21 protein-coding genes and 1 pseudogene are annotated in these 26,616 nt (G+C 32.5%); 12 read left to right on the top strand and 10 right to left on the bottom strand.

Annotated elements, in window-relative coordinates; genetic code table 11:
* Positions 1-1,066: 1,066 nt before the first annotated feature.
* Positions 1,067-1,564: a hypothetical protein gene (locus F1Z66_RS04280; RefSeq protein ID WP_149862375.1), complete on the bottom strand. Its 498-nt coding sequence runs from the start codon at positions 1,562-1,564 to the stop codon at positions 1,067-1,069.
* Between the two features lie 126 nt (positions 1,565-1,690).
* Between F1Z66_RS04280 and hsp20 the strand changes: the two genes are divergently transcribed.
* The 3 genes from hsp20 to F1Z66_RS04265 all read left to right on the top strand — a co-directional run bounded on the left by hsp20 (position 1,691) and on the right by F1Z66_RS04265 (position 5,069).
* Positions 1,691-2,263, top strand: coding sequence for an archaeal heat shock protein Hsp20 (gene hsp20 / locus F1Z66_RS04275; RefSeq protein WP_149862374.1), 573 nt, complete (start codon positions 1,691-1,693; stop codon positions 2,261-2,263).
* A gap of 78 nt (positions 2,264-2,341) precedes the next feature.
* Positions 2,342-4,615: a CDC48 family AAA ATPase gene (locus F1Z66_RS04270; RefSeq protein WP_149862373.1), complete on the top strand. Its 2,274-nt coding sequence runs from the start codon at positions 2,342-2,344 to the stop codon at positions 4,613-4,615.
* Between the two features lie 235 nt (positions 4,616-4,850).
* On the top strand, positions 4,851-5,069 hold the full coding sequence (locus tag F1Z66_RS04265; protein ID WP_159357465.1) for a hypothetical protein: 219 nt from the start codon (positions 4,851-4,853) through the stop codon (positions 5,067-5,069).
* Positions 5,070-6,657: 1,588 nt separating this feature from the next.
* On the opposite strand, the gene F1Z66_RS04260 is transcribed toward F1Z66_RS04265, so the two are convergent.
* Positions 6,658-6,882, bottom strand: coding sequence for a hypothetical protein (locus F1Z66_RS04260; RefSeq protein WP_149862371.1), 225 nt, complete (start codon positions 6,880-6,882; stop codon positions 6,658-6,660).
* Between the two features lie 545 nt (positions 6,883-7,427).
* Between F1Z66_RS04260 and F1Z66_RS04255 the strand changes: the two genes are divergently transcribed.
* Positions 7,428-9,347, top strand: a complete 1,920-nt coding sequence (locus F1Z66_RS04255; protein ID WP_149862370.1) for a hypothetical protein — start codon at positions 7,428-7,430, stop codon at positions 9,345-9,347.
* A 442-nt stretch (positions 9,348-9,789) separates the two neighbouring features.
* On the top strand, positions 9,790-10,644 hold the full coding sequence (locus F1Z66_RS04250) for a DUF72 domain-containing protein (RefSeq protein ID WP_159357464.1): 855 nt from the start codon (positions 9,790-9,792) through the stop codon (positions 10,642-10,644).
* Between the two features lie 131 nt (positions 10,645-10,775).
* Here the strand turns inward: F1Z66_RS04250 and F1Z66_RS04245 are convergent, their stop codons facing one another.
* Positions 10,776-11,858 (bottom strand): NADP-dependent oxidoreductase, encoded by a 1,083-nt coding sequence (locus tag F1Z66_RS04245; RefSeq protein WP_149862368.1) that lies wholly within the window; start codon positions 11,856-11,858, stop codon positions 10,776-10,778.
* 796 nt (positions 11,859-12,654) lie between these two features.
* On the opposite strand from F1Z66_RS04245, the gene F1Z66_RS04240 reads away from it, so the two are divergent.
* Both F1Z66_RS04240 and F1Z66_RS04235 read left to right on the top strand, forming a co-directional pair.
* The gene (locus F1Z66_RS04240) at positions 12,655-14,043 is read left to right on the top strand and encodes an SLC13 family permease (protein WP_149862367.1); all 1,389 of its coding nucleotides are present in this window, start codon (positions 12,655-12,657) and stop codon (positions 14,041-14,043) included.
* Between the two features lie 853 nt (positions 14,044-14,896).
* On the top strand, positions 14,897-15,100 hold the full coding sequence (locus F1Z66_RS04235; RefSeq protein WP_149862366.1) for a hypothetical protein: 204 nt from the start codon (positions 14,897-14,899) through the stop codon (positions 15,098-15,100).
* 385 nt (positions 15,101-15,485) lie between these two features.
* Here F1Z66_RS04235 and F1Z66_RS04230 read toward each other — a convergent pair whose 3' ends face one another.
* Positions 15,486-15,935 (bottom strand): anti-sigma factor domain-containing protein, encoded by a 450-nt coding sequence (locus F1Z66_RS04230; protein WP_149862365.1) that lies wholly within the window; start codon positions 15,933-15,935, stop codon positions 15,486-15,488.
* 567 nt (positions 15,936-16,502) lie between these two features.
* Between F1Z66_RS04230 and F1Z66_RS04225 the strand changes: the two genes are divergently transcribed.
* The gene (locus F1Z66_RS04225) at positions 16,503-16,892 is read left to right on the top strand and encodes a response regulator (RefSeq protein WP_149862364.1); all 390 of its coding nucleotides are present in this window, start codon (positions 16,503-16,505) and stop codon (positions 16,890-16,892) included.
* Between the two features lie 162 nt (positions 16,893-17,054).
* On the opposite strand, the gene F1Z66_RS04220 is transcribed toward F1Z66_RS04225, so the two are convergent.
* Positions 17,055-17,318, bottom strand: coding sequence for a hypothetical protein (locus tag F1Z66_RS04220; RefSeq protein WP_149862363.1), 264 nt, complete (start codon positions 17,316-17,318; stop codon positions 17,055-17,057).
* 117 nt (positions 17,319-17,435) lie between these two features.
* Positions 17,436-17,570, bottom strand: a complete 135-nt coding sequence (locus F1Z66_RS16215) for a hypothetical protein (RefSeq protein ID WP_255437889.1) — start codon at positions 17,568-17,570, stop codon at positions 17,436-17,438.
* Between the two features lie 199 nt (positions 17,571-17,769).
* On the opposite strand from F1Z66_RS16215, the gene F1Z66_RS04215 reads away from it, so the two are divergent.
* Positions 17,770-18,411 (top strand): flavin reductase family protein, encoded by a 642-nt coding sequence (locus tag F1Z66_RS04215; RefSeq protein ID WP_149862362.1) that lies wholly within the window; start codon positions 17,770-17,772, stop codon positions 18,409-18,411.
* Between the two features lie 121 nt (positions 18,412-18,532).
* Here F1Z66_RS04215 and F1Z66_RS04210 read toward each other — a convergent pair whose 3' ends face one another.
* The 3 genes from F1Z66_RS04210 to F1Z66_RS04200 all read right to left on the bottom strand — a co-directional run bounded on the left by F1Z66_RS04210 (position 18,533) and on the right by F1Z66_RS04200 (position 21,506).
* Entirely contained in the window at positions 18,533-19,570 is a 1,038-nt protein-coding gene (locus F1Z66_RS04210) for an LLM class flavin-dependent oxidoreductase (protein ID WP_149862361.1), read from the bottom strand.
* 370 nt (positions 19,571-19,940) lie between these two features.
* Positions 19,941-20,417 (bottom strand): VOC family protein, encoded by a 477-nt coding sequence (locus tag F1Z66_RS04205; RefSeq protein WP_149862360.1) that lies wholly within the window; start codon positions 20,415-20,417, stop codon positions 19,941-19,943.
* A gap of 783 nt (positions 20,418-21,200) precedes the next feature.
* Complete coding sequence (locus tag F1Z66_RS04200; protein ID WP_149862359.1) at positions 21,201-21,506, bottom strand: hypothetical protein; 306 nt, start codon at positions 21,504-21,506, stop codon at positions 21,201-21,203.
* Between the two features lie 721 nt (positions 21,507-22,227).
* Here F1Z66_RS04200 and F1Z66_RS04195 point away from each other — a divergent pair.
* From F1Z66_RS04195 to F1Z66_RS04185, 3 genes and pseudogenes are all read left to right on the top strand, one after another.
* On the top strand, positions 22,228-23,535 hold the full coding sequence (locus tag F1Z66_RS04195; protein ID WP_201448574.1) for an MFS transporter: 1,308 nt from the start codon (positions 22,228-22,230) through the stop codon (positions 23,533-23,535).
* Between the two features lie 92 nt (positions 23,536-23,627).
* Positions 23,628-24,009, top strand: a pseudogene (locus F1Z66_RS16390) (alpha/beta fold hydrolase); the annotation flags it as partial.
* Positions 24,010-24,881: 872 nt separating this feature from the next.
* Positions 24,882-26,339, top strand: coding sequence for a dihydrolipoyl dehydrogenase family protein (locus tag F1Z66_RS04185; RefSeq protein WP_149862358.1), 1,458 nt, complete (start codon positions 24,882-24,884; stop codon positions 26,337-26,339).
* 34 nt (positions 26,340-26,373) lie between these two features.
* On the opposite strand, the gene F1Z66_RS04180 is transcribed toward F1Z66_RS04185, so the two are convergent.
* On the bottom strand, positions 26,374-26,595 hold the full coding sequence (locus F1Z66_RS04180) for a hypothetical protein (protein WP_149862357.1): 222 nt from the start codon (positions 26,593-26,595) through the stop codon (positions 26,374-26,376).
* Positions 26,596-26,616 lie beyond the last annotated feature (21 nt).

The raw sequence follows: 26,616 nt of genomic DNA, 5'->3' as shown, positions 1-26,616 counted from the left end.
AATAAGGTACTGATTTGATTTCTTTTTCGATATACCTCAACAAGCTTATTAGAATTTGATCTCCTATTAAAATTTACACATTGGAACTAGGAACGTTCGTCTTGAAGGTTTTTAATCCAAGATTCTTTTTGTTTTAAATTATCCAAAGAAAGCAACCATAACTGAAAGTACAGCTTAACCGACAGTAACCATTAGTTATTCAAAAAGAGAAATATGAATCCTTTTCATTTTGAAAGTTAAATTCAAAACAAAAGGCTGAGGAAAATTTCAATTTAAATATTTTATAATATGAAGCATTCATATTAGAACAAATAAATTTAAAATATCGGTTTTGCAAATAAATGGATAGGTGATGATGTGAGATGGATTATTCCAGCACACAAAGTCATGAGTAACCAACAATCATCCTTCTATGGACATTCACTGTAGAAATGTAGAGTAGAATTCTCCCTTCCCTAAATGGATTCTATTGACATGAGGGGCACAAATAACTTAAGGATCCTGTAAATGTGCCCTTCATGTTTATAAGTCCTAATACTGAAATTAGTAAAAGTTTGGTTGAACATTTATTAGAATAAAATGCAACCAGAATAACTTGATACAATTATACACTTTGTCCTTGGCTAAAAAGAAAAAAGTCTGAAAAGTCATGATGGCTTTTAGTATCTTTTAATAAGTTTTTCTCTTTGTTCTCTGCTCGTACCAAATCCCCTAAATGATCGCGTCCTTAGCTTATAACTACAACAAGGACAGTATAGACTATCATTCCATTGTATGAAAATCTCACAAACACTGCACCTTTTTTGTCCTTGAGCATATCTGGAAGAAATAGAAGGATTTTTTTTCGCTTTAAATCTTTCACAAATTCCATTGCAACTCATAAATCATCCATCTACCAAAAATCTAAAAATTGAGGAATAAATTTTTTTTCCATTTCTTTGGCAAAGATAGAAATCTAATGATTAATGGTTTTGGGATATCTATTAGAATCTTTTTGGTCACATTGTCTCTTTGTATAATAGATTTGCTTTCCAAACTTCTGATTTGATTAGAATTCATCTTTTTATTATCCCCATAAATAATCGCATTTAAATAATAGTTTATAGATAAATGTACCAACATCCATAGTAATTTTATTTAATAATAACATTCTACACATTTTTCCCTTATTAGTATGTTTAAGTAACGTTCTGATCGCCCTATATATGCAAATTCCTATTAAAACAGACATTCTAAAGGCCACTAGTATATCAGCTGGTGTTAGATGGTGTAACCTAGGAACACCATGTCCGAATGCTCCAAGAGAAAGAGCTGCTTGGACTTTAGATTGTGCTATCTCTAGTGATCGATACCATGGATCAGTTATTGTTTGTGTTTGACCTTCCTGTTGTTGGATAAGTTGAGCATATGTTAGCGCACCTCTGGATTTAACTAACGTCAAATGGAGTAATCCTAGTATAGAGAGTAATTCGACTGATAGTAGTTTAGTTAGAGTTTTTACCCTCTGTATGGATTGATTTTGACTTGTGCTGACGATTTTGGTTACAGATTCGGTTATAGCCATTAGTTGATTACCAGCCCAATAAAGTAAAAATCTGTAATTTATTTTTTACTTTAAATAATATAGAACACATATGTTAGAAAAATATATATTTGTAATATTTATAACATAAGGAGTGAGGTGGATTGAATGTTTGACTATTGGGAAAGAGATATAATACCAAGAAGAAATTCATTCAGAAACTTTTTTGACGAAATGGACAGGGAATTTGCACAGGCTGAAGAAATGATAAATAGGGTTTTTAATACTGCAAGAGGTATTGGTCCTTCTAATGTAGATGCATTTAGAAAAGTATCCACATTTCCATATTACTACGGATATCAAATAACAGTAGGTCCTGACGGGAGGCCTCATGTCAGAGAATTTGGAAATGTTAAACCAGGAGCTAGAGGACTCGTAGAACAATCCAGTTCAAGAGAACCTTTAGTTGATACCACCATAGATGAAAAGAGTAATACTTTGATCATCACTGCAGAAATGCCTGGGTTATCAAAAGAAAATATCAAAGTAAATGCAACGGAGAGCCTCATAACAATACATGGGGAAAATAATCAGAAAAAATACCATACTGAGCTGCCTCTCAATGTTGAAATTGATTATACTTCGACAAAGGCCAGTTACTCCAATGGTATATTAGAGTTGAAATTAAAATTAAAGAAACAGCAAACTAAATCAAATGGAAAAGAGATTAAAATAGAATAACAGTAACGGAAGGTGAGTGCATATGTTATCTACCTCTTATTTTTTGTAAAAGAATAATGTTTAAGGTGGTTATAAAATATGGTTGATCTTGATAACAATAAAAATAAAGACAACATAAATCAATATCCAAAATCAACACTGAAAATTGCTGAAACTGATCCCAAGTTTGTAGGGAAAGGAATGGCTCTAGTCGACCCAGAGATAATGGAAAGTATGCAGCTAAAGACCGGAGATGTTATTGAAATAATAAGTAAGAAAAGGAAAAGCACTTATGTTTTGCTTTGGTCAAGTCCTCCCTCAGATTACGGAAAGGGCTTGATAAGAATAGATGGTTATACTCGCAATAACATAGGAGAGGGAATTGATGACCGTATAAGTATTAGAAAAATCGAAAATGTAGAAAAATCTGAACAGGTTATACTTTCTCCAACTGAAGAACTCAATGTAGTAGGCTTGGAGGAACACCTTCCTGAATTACTTGATGGTCGAGTAATAACTAGAGGGGATGTCATTCCTGTAAATATGATGGGAAGAAAGATAGGATTTGTAATTAACAGCATTAGTCCTATTAACAAGGTAACCATAATAGATTCACATATAACCGAATTTATAATTAGTTCTATTTCAAAAGCCCCATTAAAAGGACTAATGCCTAGGATTACCTATGAAGATATTGGAGGATTGAAAAACGAGGTACAAAAGGTTAGAGAAATGATAGAGCTTCCTCTAAGACATCCAGAGATATTTGAAAGAATTGGGATAGAGGCCCCCAAAGGTGTTCTTTTATATGGACCTCCAGGAACTGGAAAGACATTGTTAGCTAAAGCCGTTGCCAACGAAACAAACGCAAACTTTTATTCTATTGGCGGGCCTGAGATAATGAGTAAGTTCTATGGTGAATCTGAAGAACGATTAAGAGAGATCTTTAAACATGCTGAAGAGAGTTCCCCATCTATCATATTTATAGATGAAATTGATTCTATCGCACAAAAAAGAGAGGAAGTCTTCGGTGATATTGAAAAAAGGATTGTATCTCAGTTATTGACCTTAATGGATGGGTTAATAGGTAGAGGGAAGGTAGTAGTAATCGGAGCTACAAATAGACCCAATGCTATTGACCCAGCTCTAAGAAGACCCGGTAGATTTGATAGAGAAATAGAAATCGGCATACCAGACAAGAATGGAAGATTAGATATTCTTCAGATTCATACTAGGGGAATGCCTTTGATGGATGATGTAGACCTTGAATACTTTGCTAGAGTAACTCATGGATTTGTTGGGGCTGACTTAGAATCTTTATCAAAGGAGGCTGCTATGCGATCACTTCGCAGGGAATTACCTAAGATAAACATGGAACAATCAAAAATCCCAATTGAGATCTTAAACAAAATAAAAATAACAAATAATGACTTTGAAGACGCCTTAAAGGACATTCAACCTTCAGCTTTGAGGGAAATTCAGATTCAAAGACCAAACATATTATGGGAAGACATTGGGGGATTGTCGGAAATCAAGGAAGAATTATCACAAGTGGTAGAGTGGCCACTGAAGTATTCCTATTTATTTACAGAAGGCGATGTAAAACCACCAAAAGGTATCTTGTTATATGGTCCACCCGGTACTGGAAAAACTTTGATAGCAAAGGCCGTTGCAGCCACGTCAGAATCCAATTTCATTAGTGTTAAAGGTCCCGAATTGTTGTCTAAATGGGTCGGAGAATCTGAAAAAGGAGTAAGAGAAATATTTAGAAAAGCGAGACAAGCCTCTCCCTGCATTATTTTCTTTGACGAAATAGATTCTGTAGCTCCTAGAAGAAATACCGGAGCAGGATCGTCTGATACAAATGTTACTGATAGAATGGTATCTCAGTTATTGACGGAAATAGATGGTCTTGAGGATTTAAAAGGGGTTGTCATAATTGGAGCTACAAATAGACCCGACATAATAGATGAAGCATTGCTTAGGCCAGGCCGATTTGATAGAATAATGGAAGTTCCACCACCTGATAAAAATGCTAGACGCCAGATACTTTCAATACAAACAAAGAAAAAACCCTTGGACCCTACCTGTGACTTAGATAAGATTGCAGACAAGATAGAAGGCTATACTGGTGCTGATATAGAAGGATTGGTCAATGCTGCAGCTATACTAGCGATTAAAGAACACATTAATTTGATGGAAAAGTTAGATAACGCCAAAATAACTTCTCAAGCTATCAGTCATCATAACAACAAAGAGACAGTAAATATTATTAGTCCAAGATCTATGAAATTCAGAATAAGCATGCGTCATTTCGAAGATGCACTCAAAAAGATTAAGAAAAAAGAAATGTTACATAATATTGCGAAATAAATTCTATTAATTTAACTATTATTTTTCTTTTTCTTAATTTAATCTCGTATTTGATAAATGAATGGATCTTTATTCATTGATTTATTGATGATTCTATTTTTAAGAAATTTTGTAAGGTTAGGTGGTTATGATATTCAAACTACGCACCATATAAAAATTACAACAAAAGAACAATTTCAAAAAAAATTAGAATTTCAATATGGAAATATTTATACTATTGTGATCTAATAAATTTATGATCAGAGTTGTATTGTTTGTATTAGTTGGAATTTTTAGTATCACCGCAGTTTTTAATTACAAACATATAGTAACAGCCCAATCAATAATAGAAAACTCCTCGAATTTAACAAATCCAAATAACCCAACTCTAAAATTAGACGAATCCTATAATCAAACAAGCAACCAAAGTAGAAATTCTAATGAATCCGATACTAATTTACCCTCTCCAATGTAAAGTAAATTATTGATGATACATCAATATTAGATTTTCATTTTTAAGATCTAGCATAACTAATTTATTTATTTCGAGATTAAAGACGTTATCTATTTGTAAATCTTTTTAACAAATTTCGAGTCTTAGAATTGTAGATATCTTTTTAAGGTATAAATCTATAAATTCAGTTAACAATATACAGATATTTATACAGACATGAACATGTTTACTCACGATAGTAATTAAGGCCATATATCTAATAGAACTCTTATAACCAGTGCATTTTTAAGCTCAAGGCCTTCTGCCAGTATATTATATTCCATCCAAATATTTAGACGACCATCAAAGATATGTTAATATTGCAAGGGAAGCACCAAACGATAAAAATGTTAGAGGCTATGTTAGAATTAATTATAGTTATAACATACTAATCCCTATATGAGACAGGGTCAGTAGTAGATTAAACTAAATTTCGACCCCAAAAATTCAAATGAATGAAATAAATCTTGTAAAGTATTTTTGTATGTGAATTTTACTAATTTATAAGAGAATATTCTTTTTGAGGCGAGTTTGACAAGTATTAGCAGTAGCTTACTCGACTTATCTCAATTTCCAAAGTATTTTTGATATACTTGTTAACAATGATAAAAATTACTGATACTTTATTTATATATCCATATTTTCTTAAATGCAAAGGCAGTGATAATCGATATTTTTATATTTGAGAAATATGATACAATAACCAACTTTACAAGTCAACCTATATGTAGTCTCTATGGGGATAGGAAAGATAGAAAAAGCCTTGTGCTTATTATATCCATCCCTATCTTCATTTTAACAATTAGACGAATATTTCTTGACTATTAGAAATTTTATTGATTTTTACGTATATTGTAGGACATACTGACATGCGCTAATTGTATAGACACATGCAAAATCGCATTCGAAATAAGCATGTGTATAAGAAGTTGTTACATACGTCTTTGGATTTCCTTTTACTACTTAATTCTTCTTTATTATATGAGTAAAACCCTGCAATGAAATATAGTTCTCAACATATATCCTTAAGTCTGAATAAATGTGCAAGATATTTTCAAATCACTCAAACAGCAAAATGATAGAATTTAAATTGTATATCTAATAGTATTAAAAACTCTAAAGGAAAGGAAAATAGTTATGTTATCAGAATCCCCTACTCGCATGTAACAGTAGGGTTTAACTCTGCTTCTGTATCTGATGAAGATCATATTGCCATCGAATACTATACAAACCCAAGTCTACATTACATGAATAAATCCGATATCAATAAAGGAAGGTGAAAAGTATAAAACTTGAAGATATTGAGTAAATCTTTTGTGATGACTTTGCGATTACACGTTGAGATTGGAGTTCCACCACTAATCTTCAAAATAGAAAATAGGAATTTTCTTCTCCTATCAAGATATGTATCGATGGATGTAAGAAATAAGTTAATATTGGATTTGAAATGACCTCATTGATCATATAAACCAGTAAAACCAAATGATAGAATTAACGGTAATTGATAACTTAAGGACCTGTCATTTCTAAACCATTATAGTCGTCGGTACATCTCTAAAAAAAATAATCGTTAGTTGGCTATTTCATTATAAGATTTGCAGGAAGGACACCGAAAAACTATATCGTTATATGTATTTGGAATAATATTTTCTGCCAAGACAAATTCGCAATTTCCACATGTATAGGTTTCAAGTTCAATACCTTTAACTAATGAGTCTTTATCATGAGTAGCAAAGATTATTCTCGATCCTTCAGCAGGCGGAGAAATGACGTTAAGCTTGACCTTTTTTGTCATTCAGTATCATTTATCATAATGAGTATATAAGCCGTGTCCAATAGTTCAGCATCATTATTAGTAAGAAAACTAATCATTGAAAATATCAAAATAGGGGAACTTATCTGCATTTCCATGCTAAGATCTCCACTATTAATAAAACCATCCCTGAACTGCCTTGTCGAGATTAAAACCATCAGGATAGTCAATAACTTTGAATGTTTGATGGAAGGTCGATGGAGATATAAGCATACTTTTTGATAATGGTTTAAGCATATACAATTGGTTTTGGATTGAGGTAAAAGATTTCATTGACTAAGCAAAATCATCTAATTTACTTTAACTCGAGTTGAAAAATTGTGACTGAGTCTTGCTAATCCTATAATGACATTTTCCTCGCATTTTACCATAATTTTCAGGCTGAACGAATTAGTGAACAAAGCGAACGGTTCAATGAACAGTGCAGAAATTGAAGTCTTATAAGCATTTGAGTAGATAGATCTTATGTCAGAAAATAATTATCATTATTACAGAGAAGTAATTCACTTGCACATCCATGTTATTCTATGGGTAAAATTGCAAAAATGGTCGGGATTTCCAAAACAACAGTTCATACTATCACTCACGATTGGAATAGAAGGGTTTCTGCAGGGAATATCGAAGATATAAGATCTTTTTTGAGAAACCTAAGAGAATCAGGTATCACCATAGAGGATTGTATAGAGGGTTTTAGGGTAAAACAAATGCTAATGGAGTTTGGAATTCCAGATGAACCGCATGACTGGATGCTGAGAAGCGACTATACTGACAGCAATATTAATAATATTCTTGATAATTCCGGATCCATAAGGCCGACTCTCAAGGAAGAATCACTTTTAGATTCAATATATCCTGGACTCGCTAGGAAAAGGACAAATGAAAAGAAAAATACTAAAAAGACTAATAATACAAGACCCGATCTCAATCCTGTTTCATACTTTGTGCAATTATTGTACGGAGAATGTAAAAATCATCAGATATCTCCAACAATCGCGGTCAAGTGGATAACAGATATGTTGGGGTACTTCAACTCCTCATCCACCACCTCATCCTCCTTTGCCTTATTTTCCCCCTCGAATAACCAAATCCCATCAGATTCACCAAATGATGATCATGATAATGGTAACAATAACGTAGTTCGAAGTGATAATGCCATAGATTCTAGATACATCAGTTTTCCAAGTATTCAAACAGACCTAATTGCTAACTCTGTCGCCGATATACCACTCATTTCAAAGGTCTCTTTTTTTATTGATCGAAAAAAGAATGAAATCAAACGACTATGGGAGATAGAAAGTGAAATAAAGAATAGAATTCAAAAAATTATCGAGGAAAAGATCAAGTTAGAATCAGATGTAAATGATCTATCCAAAAAAAGTGAAAAAAAACTTGGTTATTTTAGATGGTATGACAATCTAGGTGAGGAATTATCTGTCAAGTACAATCTAAATATTGAATACGAAATAGAGGCTTTTTCCAAATTAATCAATGATTTCAAAGGTTATGGATATGATCCTTCTCGAGTAATATTAGAATACAAAAGTATAGAATCCCTAAATCAAGCTAAAATAAAGATACATGAAGATATTAGTTCAAACGCCCCCATAAGAGACCATTTACTAAATCAGATTTCCTATCTTAAAGACCAATTATATTCTTGTAATCAGACAATCAATGTCTACAATGAGCTATATAATTATGGCTTTGGATTAAAGGAGCTAAAAAAATTACGACAAATTTTCATGGAAATATCAAATGCAAACAACATCAATCCCATTGAAGTGGGTAATAAATTTCTCAAGGATATAGAGGACCAGTATGACGACAAAGTAGGATTCGAAAATGTAATAAACGAATATAGAATGGAAAAGAAAAAGTTAAAGAAGGAAATTCCTGAATATGCGAGTACACTAAAATTACAAGCTATAGCCAGCACTTCTCTTTTATTTTTACATAATAATGGGGTGACCAATCAGCATATTATATCTATGAGAAATCTATTTTTAGACTTTAAGAATAACGATTTTCTTTCGGATTTTGTAAATGACAGATATAACGATAATTCACAATTGGACTCGCATTATAACTACAACAATAATAATATTAATAAACACAATAGTAAAAGCAAGAACAAAGATTGGGATATATTTATACAAAAATTAACAGAGTTAAAGAACACTAATTATAAAGTAAAGGATCAAAGATTACTTCATAATAATCTTAGTAATGAGAACAATGAACTGAAAATCAGAAAACGAAATCTTTATAATCTTTGTCTAGAATTAAGTTCCTTACTAAATTATCTGCTTTTTGAAATCTCTAATGCGACTAGATCATATAATCATATATGCGATAGAGCGAATAGAGACATGACTATGAATCCAAGATTTATTCCGATATTTGTGTATCTAAACACTGCTAATGACAGTAACGATGAAGAAAAATAGGATTGTTAAAATTTGATATCGATACAATCCACTATTAGCACAATTACTTAATTCTTTTTTTACAACATTCTATTTTTATATAATTCATAAAGTAAATAAAATTTCTATGTAAAAGATTTAAACAAAAAAATTATATGTATCAACTTATTTTTCATGTATATTAAAATAAACCGCAATATATCTGGTAATAATAAACACATGATGAACGAAAGTCCATATGAATCAATTCTATTATATTATATTATATGAAAACTGCATGTGGTCAACACGATTATTAGAATGTTATTGATGAAAAGCTTATTTCTAAAATACATATTGATTAATCAAATATCTATCTAAAAGGTATTGTATTATTCAATTAAAAGATAAATATAAAAAAATAATAATAAAAAATTTATAACAAGTTATATTATTTTTAAGTACCTTTCCTTTAATTAATCAATTGAATAATTATTACGTAGGTTGTTCAGGTTGGAGTTATGAAGGTTGGAAAAACACCTTTTATCCCCGTAACATAGACAATAAAAATTACTTATCTTACTATTCCAAATTTCTTAAGTTTGTTGAAGTTGATTCTACTTATTACCATATCCCCTCTAGGGAAGCGGTAAGAGGTTGGAAAGACAAAACACCATCAGATTTTAAGTTCTCTCTCAAATTTCCCAAAGTAATAACCCATGAAAAAAAATTAGAAGATGTTTCTAAACCCCTATCAATACTATTCTATGCCCTGGAACCACTGGCAGAAAAAACATTAACCTTGCTAATTCAACTCCCGCCCTTTCTGTCTGAAAAGAAAGGATTTACCTCTCTCCAAACCATGATTCGTTTTTTAGATAAAAGGTTCAGATATGCTTTAGAAGTACGAAATTCCTCATGGTTTAGCAATAAAGTTTTTGATTTTTTGAAAGAACACGACATTTCATGGGTGTGGAGTGTCCGTGATGAATTAGAATCACCATTTATTGTGACAACCAACCAGCTTTATGTGAGATTTATCGGTGATAGAAGTATCTCTGATATAGATTTTGGTAAAACTGTAAAAGATAGAAGCAAAGAAATGCTTGAATATGCAAAAAAAATAAGAGAAACGCAAAATGAAAATACGGGAATTCAAGATATTTTGATCGCATTTAATAATCATTTTGCAGGATTTGGTCCTCAGTCCGTCAATGATTTCTTAAAATTAATGAATTTGCCAGAATCAGATTGGAAAAAAGAATTGGAAAGACAAAATAATAATCCCGATTACATGAAAGGACAATCTCAATCAAGCTTGTCTGATTTTTCCAATTAGCAATAGTTTCAATTATCAGTCTATTTGGAATATTTTGGACTTTGTGTGCATAATTTTTTTATGACATGATCAGATCATTTATTGTTGGTAACTGCAAAAAATCGATTTTTAAACAAGATTTAGCTTGTGACCTAATCAATTTTAACCAAAGTTCTACCTACGGTTTTTCCATTAAAGAGACTAACAAAGGCCTTTGGTGCATTTTCCAGGCCTTCAAAAATAGTTTCTTGAAGTCTTATTCTATCTTCACTGATCCATTGAGACATATTTGCATTAAATTCATTCAAAATATCAAAGTGATCGCTCCATATAAAACCTTGAAGTTTAAGTCTATGTGAAACAGCTAATGAAAGATTAGAGGGACCATCAGAATTGGATTTAGTGACTTTTTTGTTTTGGTTATTATAAGAAGCATTACCGTCATCATTGTATTGAGATGTAGTTCCACACAAAGCAACCCGTCCAAAAGTATTCATGTTGTCAATAGCAGCTTCAAGGTGTTTACCTCCAACATTATCAAAATAAAGATCGATTCCATTTGGGAATACTCTTTTTAACTCCTCCGATATATTGTATTGGCCTATCTTTCTGTAATTAAAAGCATGATCTATACCTAGTTTGTCAACTAACCACCTTGCCTTCTCGTCACTTCCACAACTTCCTACAACAAAACACCCCTTTATCTTGGCCAGTTGACATGCAACCGAACCTACTCCTCCAGCAGCTGAAGATACAAATACAGCATCTTGTCCTTCTTTCAGATTGCATATTTTAAACAGTCCAACATATGCAGTCATGCCCGTGATTCCAAGTAATCCAAGAAAAGATCTTAAAGGTGCTATTGTTGAATCAATTTTAGATATGGAATTTTCTACACTGTCCATATCTTTGCCAATCCAATATTTTCTCCAACCGAAATTGGCTTTGACATAATCACCTACTTTAAACTTGGAACTTTTAGATTCTATTACTTCTCCAATGCATCCTCCCGTGAGTGGCTTATTTAATTCAAAAGCCGCTGCATGCTTGGTTCCTGAGGCCATGTAAATACGCAAGAATGGATCTACTGACATCCAAATATTTCGAACTAAAAAATCACCTTCTTCTTTGAGCTGTGGAATGTCTGTTTTCACTAATCCAAAGTGGTCCAATTTAACAGGCCCTATTGGACGCTTCTTTAGATGGATTTCATACCCTATGCTTTCGTTTTCCAATTTTCAAACTATTATAGGCTGGCGATTCCAAAGAACTTTGCTTTAAATAAAATGGAAATAGCTGTCAAAGCTATGAGATATGGCAACACAGTCTCACAATTTCCATACAACAATATCTACTAAGACCAAATTGGATAGATCCAGAAATGACATCATGTATGAATAAGAATAAATTTGAAATACTATGGGAGACTATATCCAGAGAGTTTATCTATCTATAATATTATATGTTCAAGATCTGTGTAGATTTGAAAAGAAATATCTGTAAAGAAATAGAATCATGATAATCCTCATAGCATTATTCTTTTCAATTAAAACAAGGCAGATTTCATATCATGTCTTTGCTCCTAGGGAAACCTGAATTGTTGACATTGTAGATCTTTGGGTTTTACTAGGAGTATTTACACCATAATTCAATTACTAGCACTAAATATAGGCAGGATCAGACCTTTCTGCCCGATCAAATGCCAAGCATCATCTAATGGGCAAATATTGACACAGTAGACCTAATTAATGTTGCAAAAATTTATGGATAAGCATAAAATTTTTTTGCGCTTGCAATTTAACTCGACAAAATCATGATCGAACTTTTATTTGTTCAAACGATACAACAAGTATTGATGGCAGATTACTTCAACTTAAAAAAAGTGTCATAAAGCACACAATTTAGGTTTTATTAAGTTAATACTATTTAGACAAGTTTAAAATAAGTCCCGACAACTTATTAACCGACATGGGCAAGGATTTATTTGCTATTGACGTCAAAATTAAATGATTTTCATAATTCGAAGTAAAATTGGCCGAAATCATTATCACATTCTGCATTTTTCTATTAGTATATTCTTTAATCATTGCTAGAACAAAACTAAAGAATATTCCATTTTGGCTGATAATGTCTATCGGAGCTATACTGGTGATGGTTTATGGAATAATACCTTTAGAATCGGCGTTAAAGTCAATTAATCTGCAAGTAATAGGTTTTCTCTTTGGAATGTTTAGCATTACAACTGCTCTTGAAAAATCGGGTGTAATAAACTGGATAATTGGATTAACTCTTGCGAAACTCAGAGAGAAAACAAATAACATAATTATAATGATTGTATTTCTTTCGGGGATTCTGTCAGCTTTCATTGTCAATGATACAGCTGCAATATTGCTTGTACCATTTGCTATATCAATTTGCAATCAGATGAAAGTAAAGCCATCAATAGTATTGATTTCAATCGCGATAGGAATTAACGTTGGAAGTGTAATGACACCCATTGGAAGTCCTCAGAACTTGCTTATAGCGAGCCAGAGTGGAATTCCTCTTCCTTTCATCTCATTTGTTTCGTTATTAGGACCACCTACAATAATTAATTTGCTGTTAAGTGGTCTCATTTTAAAGCACTACTACAAAAAAGAGTTAATCGTTAGCCGACAACAACTAACAAACCAACTTTCTATCCAAAATCATCAAGATAATAAAGAATACAAGCTTGCAAATGGCATTTCAGAGGTTGACAGGACTGAGAAATTGTTCTCAAACAGATTGGCTAAAATTTCAACTGCGGTCTTTCTTTGTACCTTAGGAGCCATAGTATCATCAGAGATTGGAAATATGTTTACAGGAGTTTACATAGATATTGGAATAATATCACTTGCTGGTGCATTAGTATTATACATTGTAAGTGGGGACAGAATTTCAATATTAAAAAGCGTAAACTACTCGGTAATAGTTTTTTTTATTTGCATGTTTATTTTCACAGCCGCATTATGGACATCAGGACTTATTCCAGGCCTAATGGACTATTTTCCCTCATTCAGACTCGATGATAACACTACTAACAATACCCAAGACGTGATTGAATACACGCTATATAATAATACCATTATTTCTGCTGTGAGTATATTTGTTAGTCAAATCCTTAGCAATGTACCATTTGTCGCTTCTTACATTCCTTTTATGATTCAAAATGGTTTTGATGAAAGTCATATTTCTGAATGGATGATGTTATCTGCAGCAAGTACAATAGCAGGCAACTTGACAATAATTGGTGCTGCAAGCACTATCATCATAATGCAAACAGCTGAATCCAAAGGAATGAAGGTATTTACATTCTTTGAGTTCTTTAAAATCGGTTCTCTATTAACAGTAGTTAATGTTGCTATTTACTATTTATTTCTGGCACTTTACAACCTATAAAAAGAATTAATCAAATACAGAAATGAATTTGTAGAAGACAGGTTCGAGAACATTAAGATTATGATATGAAAGATGATGGTGATATGTATATTTCTCCATCCATCTCATAATTTAGTATCTAATATTTTTCCAATTGCTTTTGATGGATCATTTAAGATCATTTTTTATCTAATTTTATTTGTAATGGAATTATCTTTGTAATTTCCTCAAGTTTTTAAAAGCAAATACTATTTTTCTGCTTTAATCAATGAATATTCCAAAGGGAAAACAGAAACAAGTAAAAAGGGTATGAATTAACTAGTCATAATTTCATCCAAGGTTGTTCTCACCTCTTTGTTGTTGGCTTTTACCATACATACTCAAATCAACATCCCCATCATCATTAACCTCCGTTTGAAAAGCATATACTTCTGGACACCGGTTTACAAGTTCAATATTAATCTCAACACATTTACATATTCAGCTGGAAGAATAATCCACTATTTAATAAAAATATATCTAGATATTTCAAAGATTTGTATCTAAATAATAGATTTATAGATTTAATGATCAATGATACTAAATACCTACACTGTAAATTCTCTATCTAACCGCTAAAGAAGTAGTAGTATTGCAATAGTAGTCCCCAGCATTATAATTTGATAATTCTAAAGGATATTATATTTAAATAACAAAGTATATATACTATGCATAGTAACACAAGATAAAAAATATAACGGTTACCAATTATAATGATTTATCACAAAAATAGAACACAAAGTTTAAAAGCCATAGTCAATGCTAAATATTAATGAATAATTCATTAGTATACACTATTTTCATAGCTTTGACTTTTGTTGCAGGAAGTTTTGCAGTGAATGCTTTTGCACAAAATATGAGCCAATCAGCTAATCAAACCGGAGAAGGTATGCAAGGTGCTGCAAACGAAACAGGTGAAGCAGCTGGTAACGCAACACAAGGATTAGGTGGCGCAATGAACGAAACAGGTGAGGCTCTTTCTAATGCTACTCAAGGCGCAGTAGAAGGATTACAAGACCTAGTTAACGGTTCAAGCTAAAAATTAGAACCTAATCCAAATTTTTTTAACTCAACAATTAAATAAAAAATTTTATCATAATTTTTAACTAGCTTGACATTTTAAATATTTGAAAAATCCAAAAATGAAATAATTTGAAAGCATGATTGATCCGATTAATAACGATTTAAAAGAATATAATCATCATCCTAGGAAAAGACGTGCTTTTATGAGTTGAATATATGTATAAACACGTTTTACAAGTTATTTTTTATTTTATTTACCTTTTTTAAGTTCATATAAATTGCAAAAAATAAATTCAATGCATAATAAATTAGACTATAAAGTGGAAATGTTTGTTCTTAATCGTTAACTTTTGTCACTGCAGTGCGATATTATGAAACGCTAATTGTTAACAAAAAAAAGATTATTGGCCAAATGGTGGTTGTAATTCAGCTCCACCATATGTACCTGCTGCATTAGGATCAGTGTCTGAGAGGGGTTCTTCAGTTACTATGAATTGTGTGTATGTATATGGATTGACCATATTTTCAGAAACATTTAATTGTCCACCGTTGAATGCACCCAAACTAAGCTTATAGTTAGAACCGTCTGCATCCACTAACCATGCTTCAAATGCCTTGTCTGCTTTTGGAGTTGCAGTCAAGTTTGCATTAATAACTATAGTATTATTCTTGGCGTCGATAGATAATGTACCTATTTTCTCAGTCCCAAATCCTGGACCCGGATCTTTTGCCTTATTAATATCCATGACAACTGGTTCGGCGCTGATGAAAGAGTGTAAGGACGAAGTGATTGAAACCATTATTATGGCAGATAGCGCGAGTCCAAATAAAGAAAATTTAGATTTTGACATTAAAACACCTTGTTTCACATAGTTTAAATAAATAATAATTTCATAGTAATTGACAAACAGGAATCTATTTAGTTGAATTTATCAAGTAGGCTGTCGAGGACACCTCATTACTTGTGTGAGCGAAGGAACTATTACCTACAATATATCGAATAAAAATAATAACTCGAATATAACAGCAATTTGTAGGATTCGTGTTGTGGTTTATTTCCCCCTCCATAATAAAGTCTACAACTTTTGGTAGTTCCCATCATTTCCTCGTGGGCATTTTTAGTTTCATTAAATCCGATTCCATTAAGCAAAAATTTGTCCACACCAACTAACAAATACAATATATAGTGATACTAATTGTAATTATTAGATATTATTTATCTTTATGTCTATTTTTGAGCTTTTTTGCTCAAAATCCATACTCAAATAAGAAATTTGGTTTAAATAGACGACTAAGTGAGACGTCTGCCATGATTTATAATTTGGATATTACTTTAAGATCTAATTTTTTAGTGAAATACATCAATTAGATATCCACCTTCAGATAAGATTAAATACTAACTTAAAAATAAAATTTTCATGTCATCTGGCCGTTCCATCATTGTAATAGATGATGAAATGGAACTAGCTTCACTTTTTAAATCATTTTTAGAAAAGGAAGGATATGGTGTGGTATCTTTTGTTGATCCACTAATAGCATTAGATTTTTTCAAAGAAACATCAAACAAACACTCCCTAGTAATTACCGATTTGAGGATGCCAGGAATTTGTGGAATTGATCTTGCCATTAAGATGAGAGAAATCAATGAAAATATTCATATCTTTTTAATGACAGCGTTTGAAACCAAAGATCTAAGAGACCAAGAAAATTTCAAGCAAGCCAAGTTCGACAGGCTAATTCAAAAGCCAGTTAGATTTGCCGATTTAAGAAGTATGATAAATGAATTATGGGCCAACGAAGTCAAATAAATTATATTTATAACCTGATTAATATAACACTAGTTTCCCGAGTTATGTTGACAAATAAATGACGTTTGACAATAAAAATAATTCGATCTATGCTAAATTTTTATGGCAATTTGATGATAATTAAATAGTTTTTGTTTAACATCGTCAGACAAATTATTAAAGTCATTTTGGTGATAGAGTGTATCCTTTAAGATTTGCATCAAAATCCTTGTGTAAGATTTTTTCATAATCAAGAAGCCTCTGGATTTCTTTTTTGAAGAAAAAATCACCCATATAACTTGATATTGAAATTCCTTTGGTTTTCATGGCATTGGAATGTTCAACGAAATCAAAATGGGCATTCCTTATTGATTCTGGTGACGATTGATCAAAATACATCCCTAAGTAATCGTGTAGGATTAAAGTTTTGTCTCTGTTTTCAATCATCTCTTCAACTATTTCGAAACTACTGTCAGACAGGATAGTTCGAATTGAATTTTCAGTATAATAAAAGGTAGAAACTCGATTACTCCATTTTTTTCTTGAATCTGCTTTTAAATATATTTATGTAAAGTCTCTTAAATCACCATATGTGCTATATATTACCAAATTATGCTTACCGTATGCAGATTCTGACAAAATATTTACAGCGTCTTTTTCTAGCATAGAGATTACATCATTTCTACTAGAGATAATCAAACTATCTGTCTACCATATGTAAAAAAAAATTTATTAATTGTCATTTATTATTTGCAATGTCTTCTTAAGTTTATTTATGAATTGACCTACTGTTCTCATTTCTTTCTGACTTTTACTTTTAAGAAAATCTTTTATCTTGAAAGAAATGGCATTTATGTCGATATAGTGTCCTAATAGTCTAGAATGAGTGATTTAAAAAATGACAGAATTTGATTTAGATAAATTGTCCCCGTCAAAAAGATATAATCTATTAATATCTTTAGTAGTTCCTAGACCCATCGCTTTTGTTACTTCGATAGACACACAAGGAATTGTAAATGCTGCCCCATTTTCTTTTTTTAATTTGATGGGTAACGATCCTCCTATAGTTGCACTGGGAGTTGGAAAAGACGAGACACGTAGAAATGGCCTAAAAGATACAGGGTATAATATACAACAGACAGGAGAATTCGTAATCAACATAGTCAATGAGAAGATAGTAAATGAAGTTAATACTACATCGGTTGATTTTCCTTCAGATATTGATGAGACCGAAATAGCCGGTTTAACTAAGATTCCCTCAACAAAGATAAGACCACCTCGAATTGCCGAATCTGTTGCTAATCTTGAATGTCGTCATGTAAACACGATAGAAATTCGAAATACACGCATAATTTTGGGCGAAATAATTTATATACATTTAAAGGACGAATTCATAGAATTTAATGAAAACGATTTCAGGATTCTTGTGGAGTTAATAAGACCAATAGGTAGAGCCCACGGTAGAGATTTTTATACCAGAACCATCGACTTATTTAAAGTCCCACGAATGTCGTACAAAGAATGGATAGATAGAAGATAGAGCTTGAGAGCAAGAAATGAGAATATGAGTCATTTTTTTGATTCTACTGATCTCAGAGTATCACCTTTTAGAAGCGTTGTGATAAAAGTATGTTATTTACTTCATATAAATTGAATTATGGTTAATCTTTTTGATCATAATGTTGACGTAATGCAGGTAATACTTTAGTACATATTAATTTGGTAGAGCGGATTAGTTTATCATGAGTTAATGCTGAAGGATTCATCATAAAGGTAAATCTAGAAATCTCTCCAAGTGCTTTACTATGCCTAATTATTTTTTCGATAACTTCAGTAGGATCGCCCACAACAAGTGCTCCTTCTGGGCCTTGTTGAGCATAAAATCTCTCTCGAGTCATTCTTGGCCACCCTCGTTCCTTACCAATTTCTGTCATGGTATGTGCATATCCAGGAAAGAAGTCCTCAATGGCTTCATCAGTAGTTTCTCCTACATAACCCAGAGAATGTATTCCTACTTTCAATTTGTCTAGAGGATGTCCAGCTCTTCTACCAGCTTCTTTATACAGATCTATTAGTGGTCTAAATTGATGTGTTTTTCCTCCAATTATTGCAACCATAAGAGGTAATCCAAGATTACCGGCACGGATAAATGATTCAGGCGTTCCTCCCACACCTATCCATACTGGTAAGGGATTTTGCAGGGGTCTGGGATAAACTCCTTGTCCACTAAGTTTAGGTCTATAATTACCAGACCAGTGAACATATTCATTCTCGCGCAGTTTCAATAACAAATCAATCTTCTCTTCAAATAGCAAATCATAGTCTTGTAAAGATAGACCAAACAGGGGGAATGCCTCTACAAATGAGCCCCTACCAACTACCATCTCAGCTCGTCCCTTTGACAATAGATCCAGAGTTGCAAATTCTTGAAAAACTCTTACGGGATCTGCAGCACTTAAAACAGTAACAGCACTTGTTAGGCGAATACGTTTGGTTCTTGCTGCTGCAGCAGCTAAAATAACAGTTGGAGCAGAATCCAAGTATTCTTTGCGATGATGCTCTCCAATTCCAAATATATCTAACCCAAGTTGGTCGGCTAGTTCTATTTGTTCCATTAATCCTTGTAAACGTTCAACAGTACTAACTGAGAGGTTAGTATTATCATGTGCTGCTGCAAAGCTATCGATCCCTACTTGCATTTATATCTGAATAAATAGATATGCTATTTAAGTACACTAGAAATTACTAGATCCTGTTATGAGTAATAATTTATGCAATATTCATAGATTGATCTATCGCCAAAAAGAAATTACACAGACCAAGGCATCTTACTACGGTAATAGCAATTGAATCAAAACTCAATATTTAACAAAGTTATCCATGATCTGAAACAATCACCTTTTGGATTAAACACTACCAATTCAGAATATTCACAGATAAATCAGACTAATTAGAACTAGCCTATCCACATTCTAATATATAGTTCTTTTTCCAAATAGGTTGATGATAGTAATCAGGTTCATAAAAGAGAAAGGTATTTGGGAAATATATCAATGGAGAGTTAATAAATTATGCGGGCTTCTTTGAAAATGCTTCTTCCGCAGCCTTTTTCATTTCAGACCCAGTAAGATTTTTTACATGAGTTGCTAATGACCAAATATGACCGAATGGATCTTGAACAATTCCATGTCTATCTCCCCAAAATTGGTCTGTTAACGGATCCAAAATTTTTGCTCCTTCTGTCACGGCCAAGTTAAATGTTTTATCCACATCTTCAACGTACAAGTATAATGAAACGGGAGTACCTCCAATAGTAGATGGAGCAAGACACTTCATTTGAGGAAATTCATCACACAACATAATCTTCGAATCACCTATTTCTAATTCAGCGTGTGCAACGGATTTTCCATCAGGAGTCATCATTAATCCTTGATCTTTTGCCCCAAATACTTTTTTATAATATTCGACTGCTTTCAAGCCTTCTTTTACCACCAAACATGGTGTAACTGAATGATATCCTTTTGGAACTTTCCTTATTTTGCTCATTATTAATTAACAAATAAAGCTGAATTTATGATAGATTGTCAAAAATTGTTTACCTACACCATAGTATTTAATTGATTAATATATGTAAAATATATAATATATTGTTATACCCTGTGTATTACTATCCACACCATTCAATTACTTTAGATTTAACTTTATTTCAAATATATTTTTGTAAAGGCTCATGTATATACACCAGTATATTAAGAAAAGACAAGGTATTATTTGTCTCTCAAACTGATAACGAAAGTATAACAAAATTTGATATAAATTTCTCTTGTACTAGTATCGCAATAGTGCAACTTCAAAAGTATGTATATTAATTTGGTTTATTGCCTTTCACCTATCAAAGGATAAGAAAAAAGATCAGTAGTTCAAAACTATTAGATTTTGTTCCTGTATAACATGGTAAATCTAGGTATTCTATATATAAAGATCAGTCAATTATAAATTGTCGGATGACAATCCTCATCAAGTCATCTAATATCAATTGAATTCGTGTTGCATTTTAAACAAGATACAAGAGTGCGTATCTCATTTTTTTCTTATTTAAAGAAATGATTTCACAAGTGTTTGATAATCCTGTTTATTAATTTATTTATAAGGAGAATAAATTAATGAAATAGTTATATGAGCAAGAAAAAGAAAGATAAAAAAACAATAATTAAATCATAATAACAAAATTACTGATTGATTAAGCATTTAATTAGAGAGTTTGTTAGACATTAGGAGCCAAAATTGGAAATTAAAGGTCAGCTAAGTTTGTTTTCCTTCTATTCTCATTCATATGAATTTAAAGATATTGTTTGATATGCAAGAAAAATAACAATCACTGATAACGAATACCGTTTGATTGAAATTTATAAATATTGATGAAGAGTTAGTTTTTTCTTCTTTAAGCATATTATTATAATTACGCGCTCTTGTGGTGTAGCAACTACTCCAAATGAGAACGACAACAGAGACAAGTTTCAATAACAAAGGATAGTCTATCATGGGTTGTGCTGATCCTGCCAGATCATCAACTTGTTCATCTATAACCAATGATTGTATTATACCACTATCCTTTGTTGTATTGATTATGCCCATTAATCATTGCCCCTAGACGACAGGATTATTGGATTACTACTAAGAAAGTAATATTGGGCATTTGAACAAAAAAAGTAAGCAAGCATAGTTATAGAATTAGTAGTATATTGTCTAAAAGTACACTTTGATATCCTAGGAGCTTGATAAAAAGATTATCCCAAAAAGGAATATTGGGAGGTCAAAAATAGACAAAATATATATTGTCATAATAGGCTGACAAAAAAACAACCATGATATTATCATTAACTTCAAAGAAATATAATAACGGCAAGCTTTACTAAGTTAAATTGCACATTAGTCTCCTTTATTGTTCAATATTTAATAAAACTACTATTTTCTCATTAATGTTGTATAATACTTATTTATGCAATACTACGAATCATTGGAAATTTGAAAAGTCACAAGCTATTGTTAATCTATCCAAGTAGATATAACTCTAATGCTGATTTTCATTTTTAATATCAATCTTTTCTAAAATAAATAAATTAATAATAAGCAGGAAAAGTAGAAAAGGCATCAATAAGAAGCTCACCAGGATTTCCATGATGCTCATGTCTTAAAAAAAACATTTAGAAGAATTGGAATAATGATTGAAGTTTGTCCTTGGTTAAAACAGTTGATACAAGTCTTAATGCATGAAAAATTACGTGATAACCACAAAAAATGTATGAAATCACAAATTTTTATATTTATATTCAATTAGATCCGAATAGTACCTTAATTGGCCACTCTGGATAGACAGGTTTCAATTTTTCCATTATTATTATCTAATTTTATTGGGACTATGGGTTTTAGCATAGTTTTGCCTTTTTTGGTATTTTTGGTGCTTGATTTTGGAGGTAATTCTCTTGTTTATGGGATTCTAGCTGCAATTTATCCTGCATTTCAGCTTATTGGCGCACCTATATTAGGAAAATGGTCTGACAAAATTGGAAGAAAAAAAATTTTACTGATTAGTAATGTGGGTACTTTCATCGGTTGGATGATTTTTCTAGTTGCATTACTAGTACCCACCTTGCATATTTACAGCGTTAATTCGATTATTCTTGGGACGTTCATTATTACACTTCCAATGGCTATTCTATTTTTGGCCAGAGCGTTAGATGGGATAACAGGAGGCAATATTTCTGTTGCTAATGCCTATCTTGCAGATGTTTCTACAGACAAGAATAGAAGTAAAAATTTTGGGAAGATGGCAATATCTTCCAATTTGGGTTTTATTGTGGGGCCAGCATTGGCGGGACTTTTAGGCGCAACTGTTTATAAGGAACTATTACCAGTGTTGGCAGCTGTATTCATTTCGTTGATCGCACTGATTGTCATAGCATTCAAATTAAAGGAATCAAAAGTGGCATCATCGATATCAACTTCCATAAACAATACTGAAGAAACAGAATCAATTAGAAAGGCTTTTTCTTGTGAACCAAAGGAATGTTATAAACTTCCTAATCCCAACAACCTTTCAATCCTAGATGTCTTCCGACTGAAGAATATATCTTTCCTGCTGGTTTTGTATTTTTTTATTTTTCTTGGTTTTAATGTCTTTTACACTGCTTTTCCAATCCATGCAGCTACAGGTTTGAAATGGTCGACAACTGAAATGGGCATATTCTATTCGGTATTAAGTGCAGTAATGATTTTGGTTCAAGGGCCAATTCTTCGAAAAGCTCTACAAAAATTTTCAGAGGAAAAATTGGTGATAATTGGAAGTTTAATTTTGAGCATAAATTTTGTTCTGTTTATTTTAAATAGCACCATATTTGTCTATGTCGCATTAATTCTATTTGCAGTAGGTAATGGTCTTAGTTGGCCATCATTTATGTCAATACTTTCAAAACGTGCTGGAACTGTTCATCAGGGTGTAATCCAAGGTGTTGGAAGTAGTATGGGAAGCTTAGCCAGTATTATTGGGCTTGTGTTAGGAGGTATATTGTATAATATGATTGGTCCCACTACCTTCCTTGTGTCTGCTGTGGTCATATTCTTGGTTTTTATTATGTCCTTTCGGCTTTTGACTTCTATGGAGTAAATTTTATAGTTATTTATTGATGATGCAATCATGATACTTAATTAAAAGTGGTAACATAAGAATAGGCCGACAAACTTTACCATTTTTTTAAGGATCGCTCGCAATTCTACAAGGATCTAGCCATTGCGTTTTATGGCGCCAACAGAAAAGGTGCCCAGGTCTCCCAAGGAATCCTGGAACAATTCTGGCTCTGGAGCATGCAGGCTGGCCTTAAGAATGCTTACGAAAGCATTAAGGCCTTCTCCGAGACCGATTTTACCCGACCTCGAGAAGTTCGACATCCCAACCTTGGTTATGCATGGTGAGGATGACCAAATGGATGACCAAATTGTTCCAGTTAAAGACGCGGCTAAGAAGTCGGCCCGGCTTATCAAAGGCGCTAAGGAAATTTACTATGCTGGAGCTCCTCATGGCCTCACTGCCACACTTCAGGATCAGGTTAACGATGACCTGTTGTCTTTTCTTAAGTCCTAGATGTTTGGTTCATCATTGAGGGCTTTACCGGTTAAGATAATTAGGCAGACAATTTTTTAATATGACTCGCATTTATGAAGTTAGAAAGGTACTGGATGTCTTCTTACAATCTATTCATGAAGTATCCCCATTGACGGTCCCCGTTAGATTAATGGTTGGCAACTAGTTGAAAGGAAGCGCTATTAGCGCACAAATTAGGCGTGAACGATTATTGTCCACATTGTGACAATACTTTTTATGTATTTGTGCAGGCCTGATGTATTTGAATCTTAATTTTCCAGCATCCAAATCTCCCTGCATCGTCACAACATACCAGTCTTAACTCAATATGACATCATCAACTTGGACTGTTTGGGTATATCCAAATATTTTCTCTGTTTACATGTCAAAACTATTGGTCACTTATCTATGGTTAAAAGGCTATACTTCCCTCAAGTATCATAAAACTTGCTAATAAGACATTTTCTGACTACCCTTGGCAACACAGAGAGAACAATCGTGCGAAGTTGATATTTTACTGTGTCCAATTATGAATGAAAATTTAGATTGAAATTACTATACCTGTATATAGTATAACGCATTTAGTATTCTATGCTAACTGGAAACCTAACTTTTCCTTTAAATCCATCCCTCTTACAATCATGGTTATATTCCTCACAAAATTGTAGAAGTTGTTTTCTTGATTCTTCGCAACATGAAAATACATGTCAAATAGTCCCTCTAACAGGAATTTTAAGTAATTTATTCGTTGATTTTTATCTCTCAGATTTTAATCTACTCCATGCAGATGAAACAACTTTGAAGAATGAAATCTTTCAACTTTCAATGTAATACCTTCGGGTTATTTGTTAGTAAATTGGATTTGGTTATAGATGGTAGATAAATTTATTTTTGATTTGATTGTAATTGGAACAGGGGTTGCGGGATCCGCAGTAGCATCGGAATGTAGTTCCAATGGATTAAAAGTTGCAATAATTGATGAGGTACCATTTGGTGGAACTTGTGCATTGCGTGGTTGTGAGCCAAAAAAAATTCTGGTTGAAGCCGCAAAAACAATTGACTCATTCCAAAGGCATAAAAATAAAGGTATTAGCAACATGGATGAGATTAGCATAAAATGGCATGATTTAATAAAATTTAAGAGGACCTTTACAGATTCCGTGCCAAAAGAGAGGGAAGAAAGCTATGTCAGTGTCGGTATTGTTCCTTTTCATGGCCCTGCAAAGTTTGTTGGTCTGGATTCAGTGCTAGTAGGAAATGATTCTAGCAATGCCATATTAAATGGCAAGAATATTGTGATAGCAACAGGAGCCAAACCTGCTAATTTAAATATTCCTGGATCAGAGAACGTAATTACAAGTGATCAATTTTTGGAACTGGATAAAGAGCAATTGCCTGATAATATCGTATTTATAGGTGGTGGGTATATTTCGTTTGAATTTGCTCATATTGCTGCTCGATCTGGTGCTAAAAGGATCACGATTTTGCATCGGGGTAAACAGCCATTAGAACATTTTGATCCAGATCTTGTTGATCAATTGGTACAAAAAAGTAGGGATATCGGTATAAATATTATATTAGAAAAAAAAGTCGAAAGGATTGAAAATCTGGGAACATCTTTGACAGATAACGCGACCATTAAGGGTAACAAATTGAGCGTTCACTTTTCCAGTATCATAGATTCATCTTTAAATAGAGATTCATCTTTAACAGCGCCAACAAATTCAAAAGTGGAAGCTGATTTGGTGGTGCATGGTGCTGGACGATCTCCTAATATCATGAATCTGGAATTAACAAGTGGTAAAGTAGATTATACTTCTAAAGGTATAAGGGTAAATAGATACCTTCAAAGTGTCACTAATCCTGTTGTATATGCAGCAGGTGACTCTGTAGATAATGGAGGTGCACCATTAACCCCAGTAGCAACCTACGACGGACACATAGTAGCAAATAATATACTAAATGGAAATACTATGGAATCTACTTACAAAGGATTACCTAGCGTTGTTTTTACGATTCCGCCACTTGCATCTGTAGGTTTAACAGAAAAAATGGCCAGAGAACAAGGATTAAGGTTTAGGATTAACAATCAAGACACTTCCAATTGGTATTCTTCAAAACGCGTAGGTGAAACACATTCCGGATATAAAGTATTGGTTGAAGAAGAAAGTGATAAAATTCTAGGCGCTCATTTATTAGGACCGCATTCTGATGAGGTCATAAATATATTCTCAATAGCAATAAGATTGGGTCTCACCACAAAGGAACTTAATGATCCAATACTTTATGCTTATCCAACAAATTCATCTGATGTAGTATACATGCTGTAGATTTTGAGACAAAAAATTAGCTAAAATAATAAAATTATTCTCCTTTTTCAAATCCCTCTTTATGTATCCAGTAGTAGGAAACTTTATCTGCCCCTATCCAATATGTTTCGGTCGCTGCATCAATTATAATCTCTTGTGATGCATCATCAAACTTTACGTTGTGCTTGTGTAATTCAATACTCTCGTTGTTGTCTAGCCTTATCATTACTTCACCACTTTCATCCAAACATTTCTTTATGTTTTCATAATTTGCCATAAGTATACTACTTTTAGAATG

The sequence above is a fragment of the Candidatus Nitrosocosmicus agrestis genome, from assembly GCF_008389435.1.
GTDB lineage: Archaea > Thermoproteota > Nitrososphaeria > Nitrososphaerales > Nitrososphaeraceae > Nitrosocosmicus > Nitrosocosmicus agrestis.
The sequence above is the reverse complement of the archived record's forward strand: the minus strand, read 5'-3'. Positions and strand labels throughout refer to the sequence as shown.

Bases quoted from the DNA above. Each gene is read 5' to 3' on its own strand.
- F1Z66_RS04260 (WP_149862371.1), bottom strand. From the start codon at position 6,882: ATGACAAAAAAGGTCAAGCTTAACGTCATTTCTCCGCCTGCTGAAGGA.
- F1Z66_RS04220 (WP_149862363.1), bottom strand. From the start codon at position 17,318: ATGATTGAAAACAGAGACAAAACTTTAATCCTACACGATTACTTAGGG.
- F1Z66_RS04265 (WP_159357465.1), top strand. From the start codon at position 4,851: ATGATCAGAGTTGTATTGTTTGTATTAGTTGGAATTTTTAGTATCACC.
- F1Z66_RS04200 (WP_149862359.1), bottom strand. From the start codon at position 21,506: ATGGGCATAATCAATACAACAAAGGATAGTGGTATAATACAATCATTG.
- hsp20 (WP_149862374.1), top strand. From the start codon at position 1,691: ATGTTTGACTATTGGGAAAGAGATATAATACCAAGAAGAAATTCATTC.
- F1Z66_RS04280 (WP_149862375.1), bottom strand. From the start codon at position 1,564: ATGGCTATAACCGAATCTGTAACCAAAATCGTCAGCACAAGTCAAAAT.
- F1Z66_RS04180 (WP_149862357.1), bottom strand. From the start codon at position 26,595: ATGGCAAATTATGAAAACATAAAGAAATGTTTGGATGAAAGTGGTGAA.
- F1Z66_RS04215 (WP_149862362.1), top strand. From the start codon at position 17,770: ATGACAGAATTTGATTTAGATAAATTGTCCCCGTCAAAAAGATATAAT.
- F1Z66_RS04225 (WP_149862364.1), top strand. From the start codon at position 16,503: ATGTCATCTGGCCGTTCCATCATTGTAATAGATGATGAAATGGAACTA.
- F1Z66_RS04270 (WP_149862373.1), top strand. From the start codon at position 2,342: ATGGTTGATCTTGATAACAATAAAAATAAAGACAACATAAATCAATAT.
- F1Z66_RS04210 (WP_149862361.1), bottom strand. From the start codon at position 19,570: ATGCAAGTAGGGATCGATAGCTTTGCAGCAGCACATGATAATACTAAC.
- F1Z66_RS04230 (WP_149862365.1), bottom strand. From the start codon at position 15,935: ATGTCAAAATCTAAATTTTCTTTATTTGGACTCGCGCTATCTGCCATA.
- F1Z66_RS04185 (WP_149862358.1), top strand. From the start codon at position 24,882: ATGGTAGATAAATTTATTTTTGATTTGATTGTAATTGGAACAGGGGTT.
- F1Z66_RS04205 (WP_149862360.1), bottom strand. From the start codon at position 20,417: ATGAGCAAAATAAGGAAAGTTCCAAAAGGATATCATTCAGTTACACCA.
- F1Z66_RS04255 (WP_149862370.1), top strand. From the start codon at position 7,428: ATGGGTAAAATTGCAAAAATGGTCGGGATTTCCAAAACAACAGTTCAT.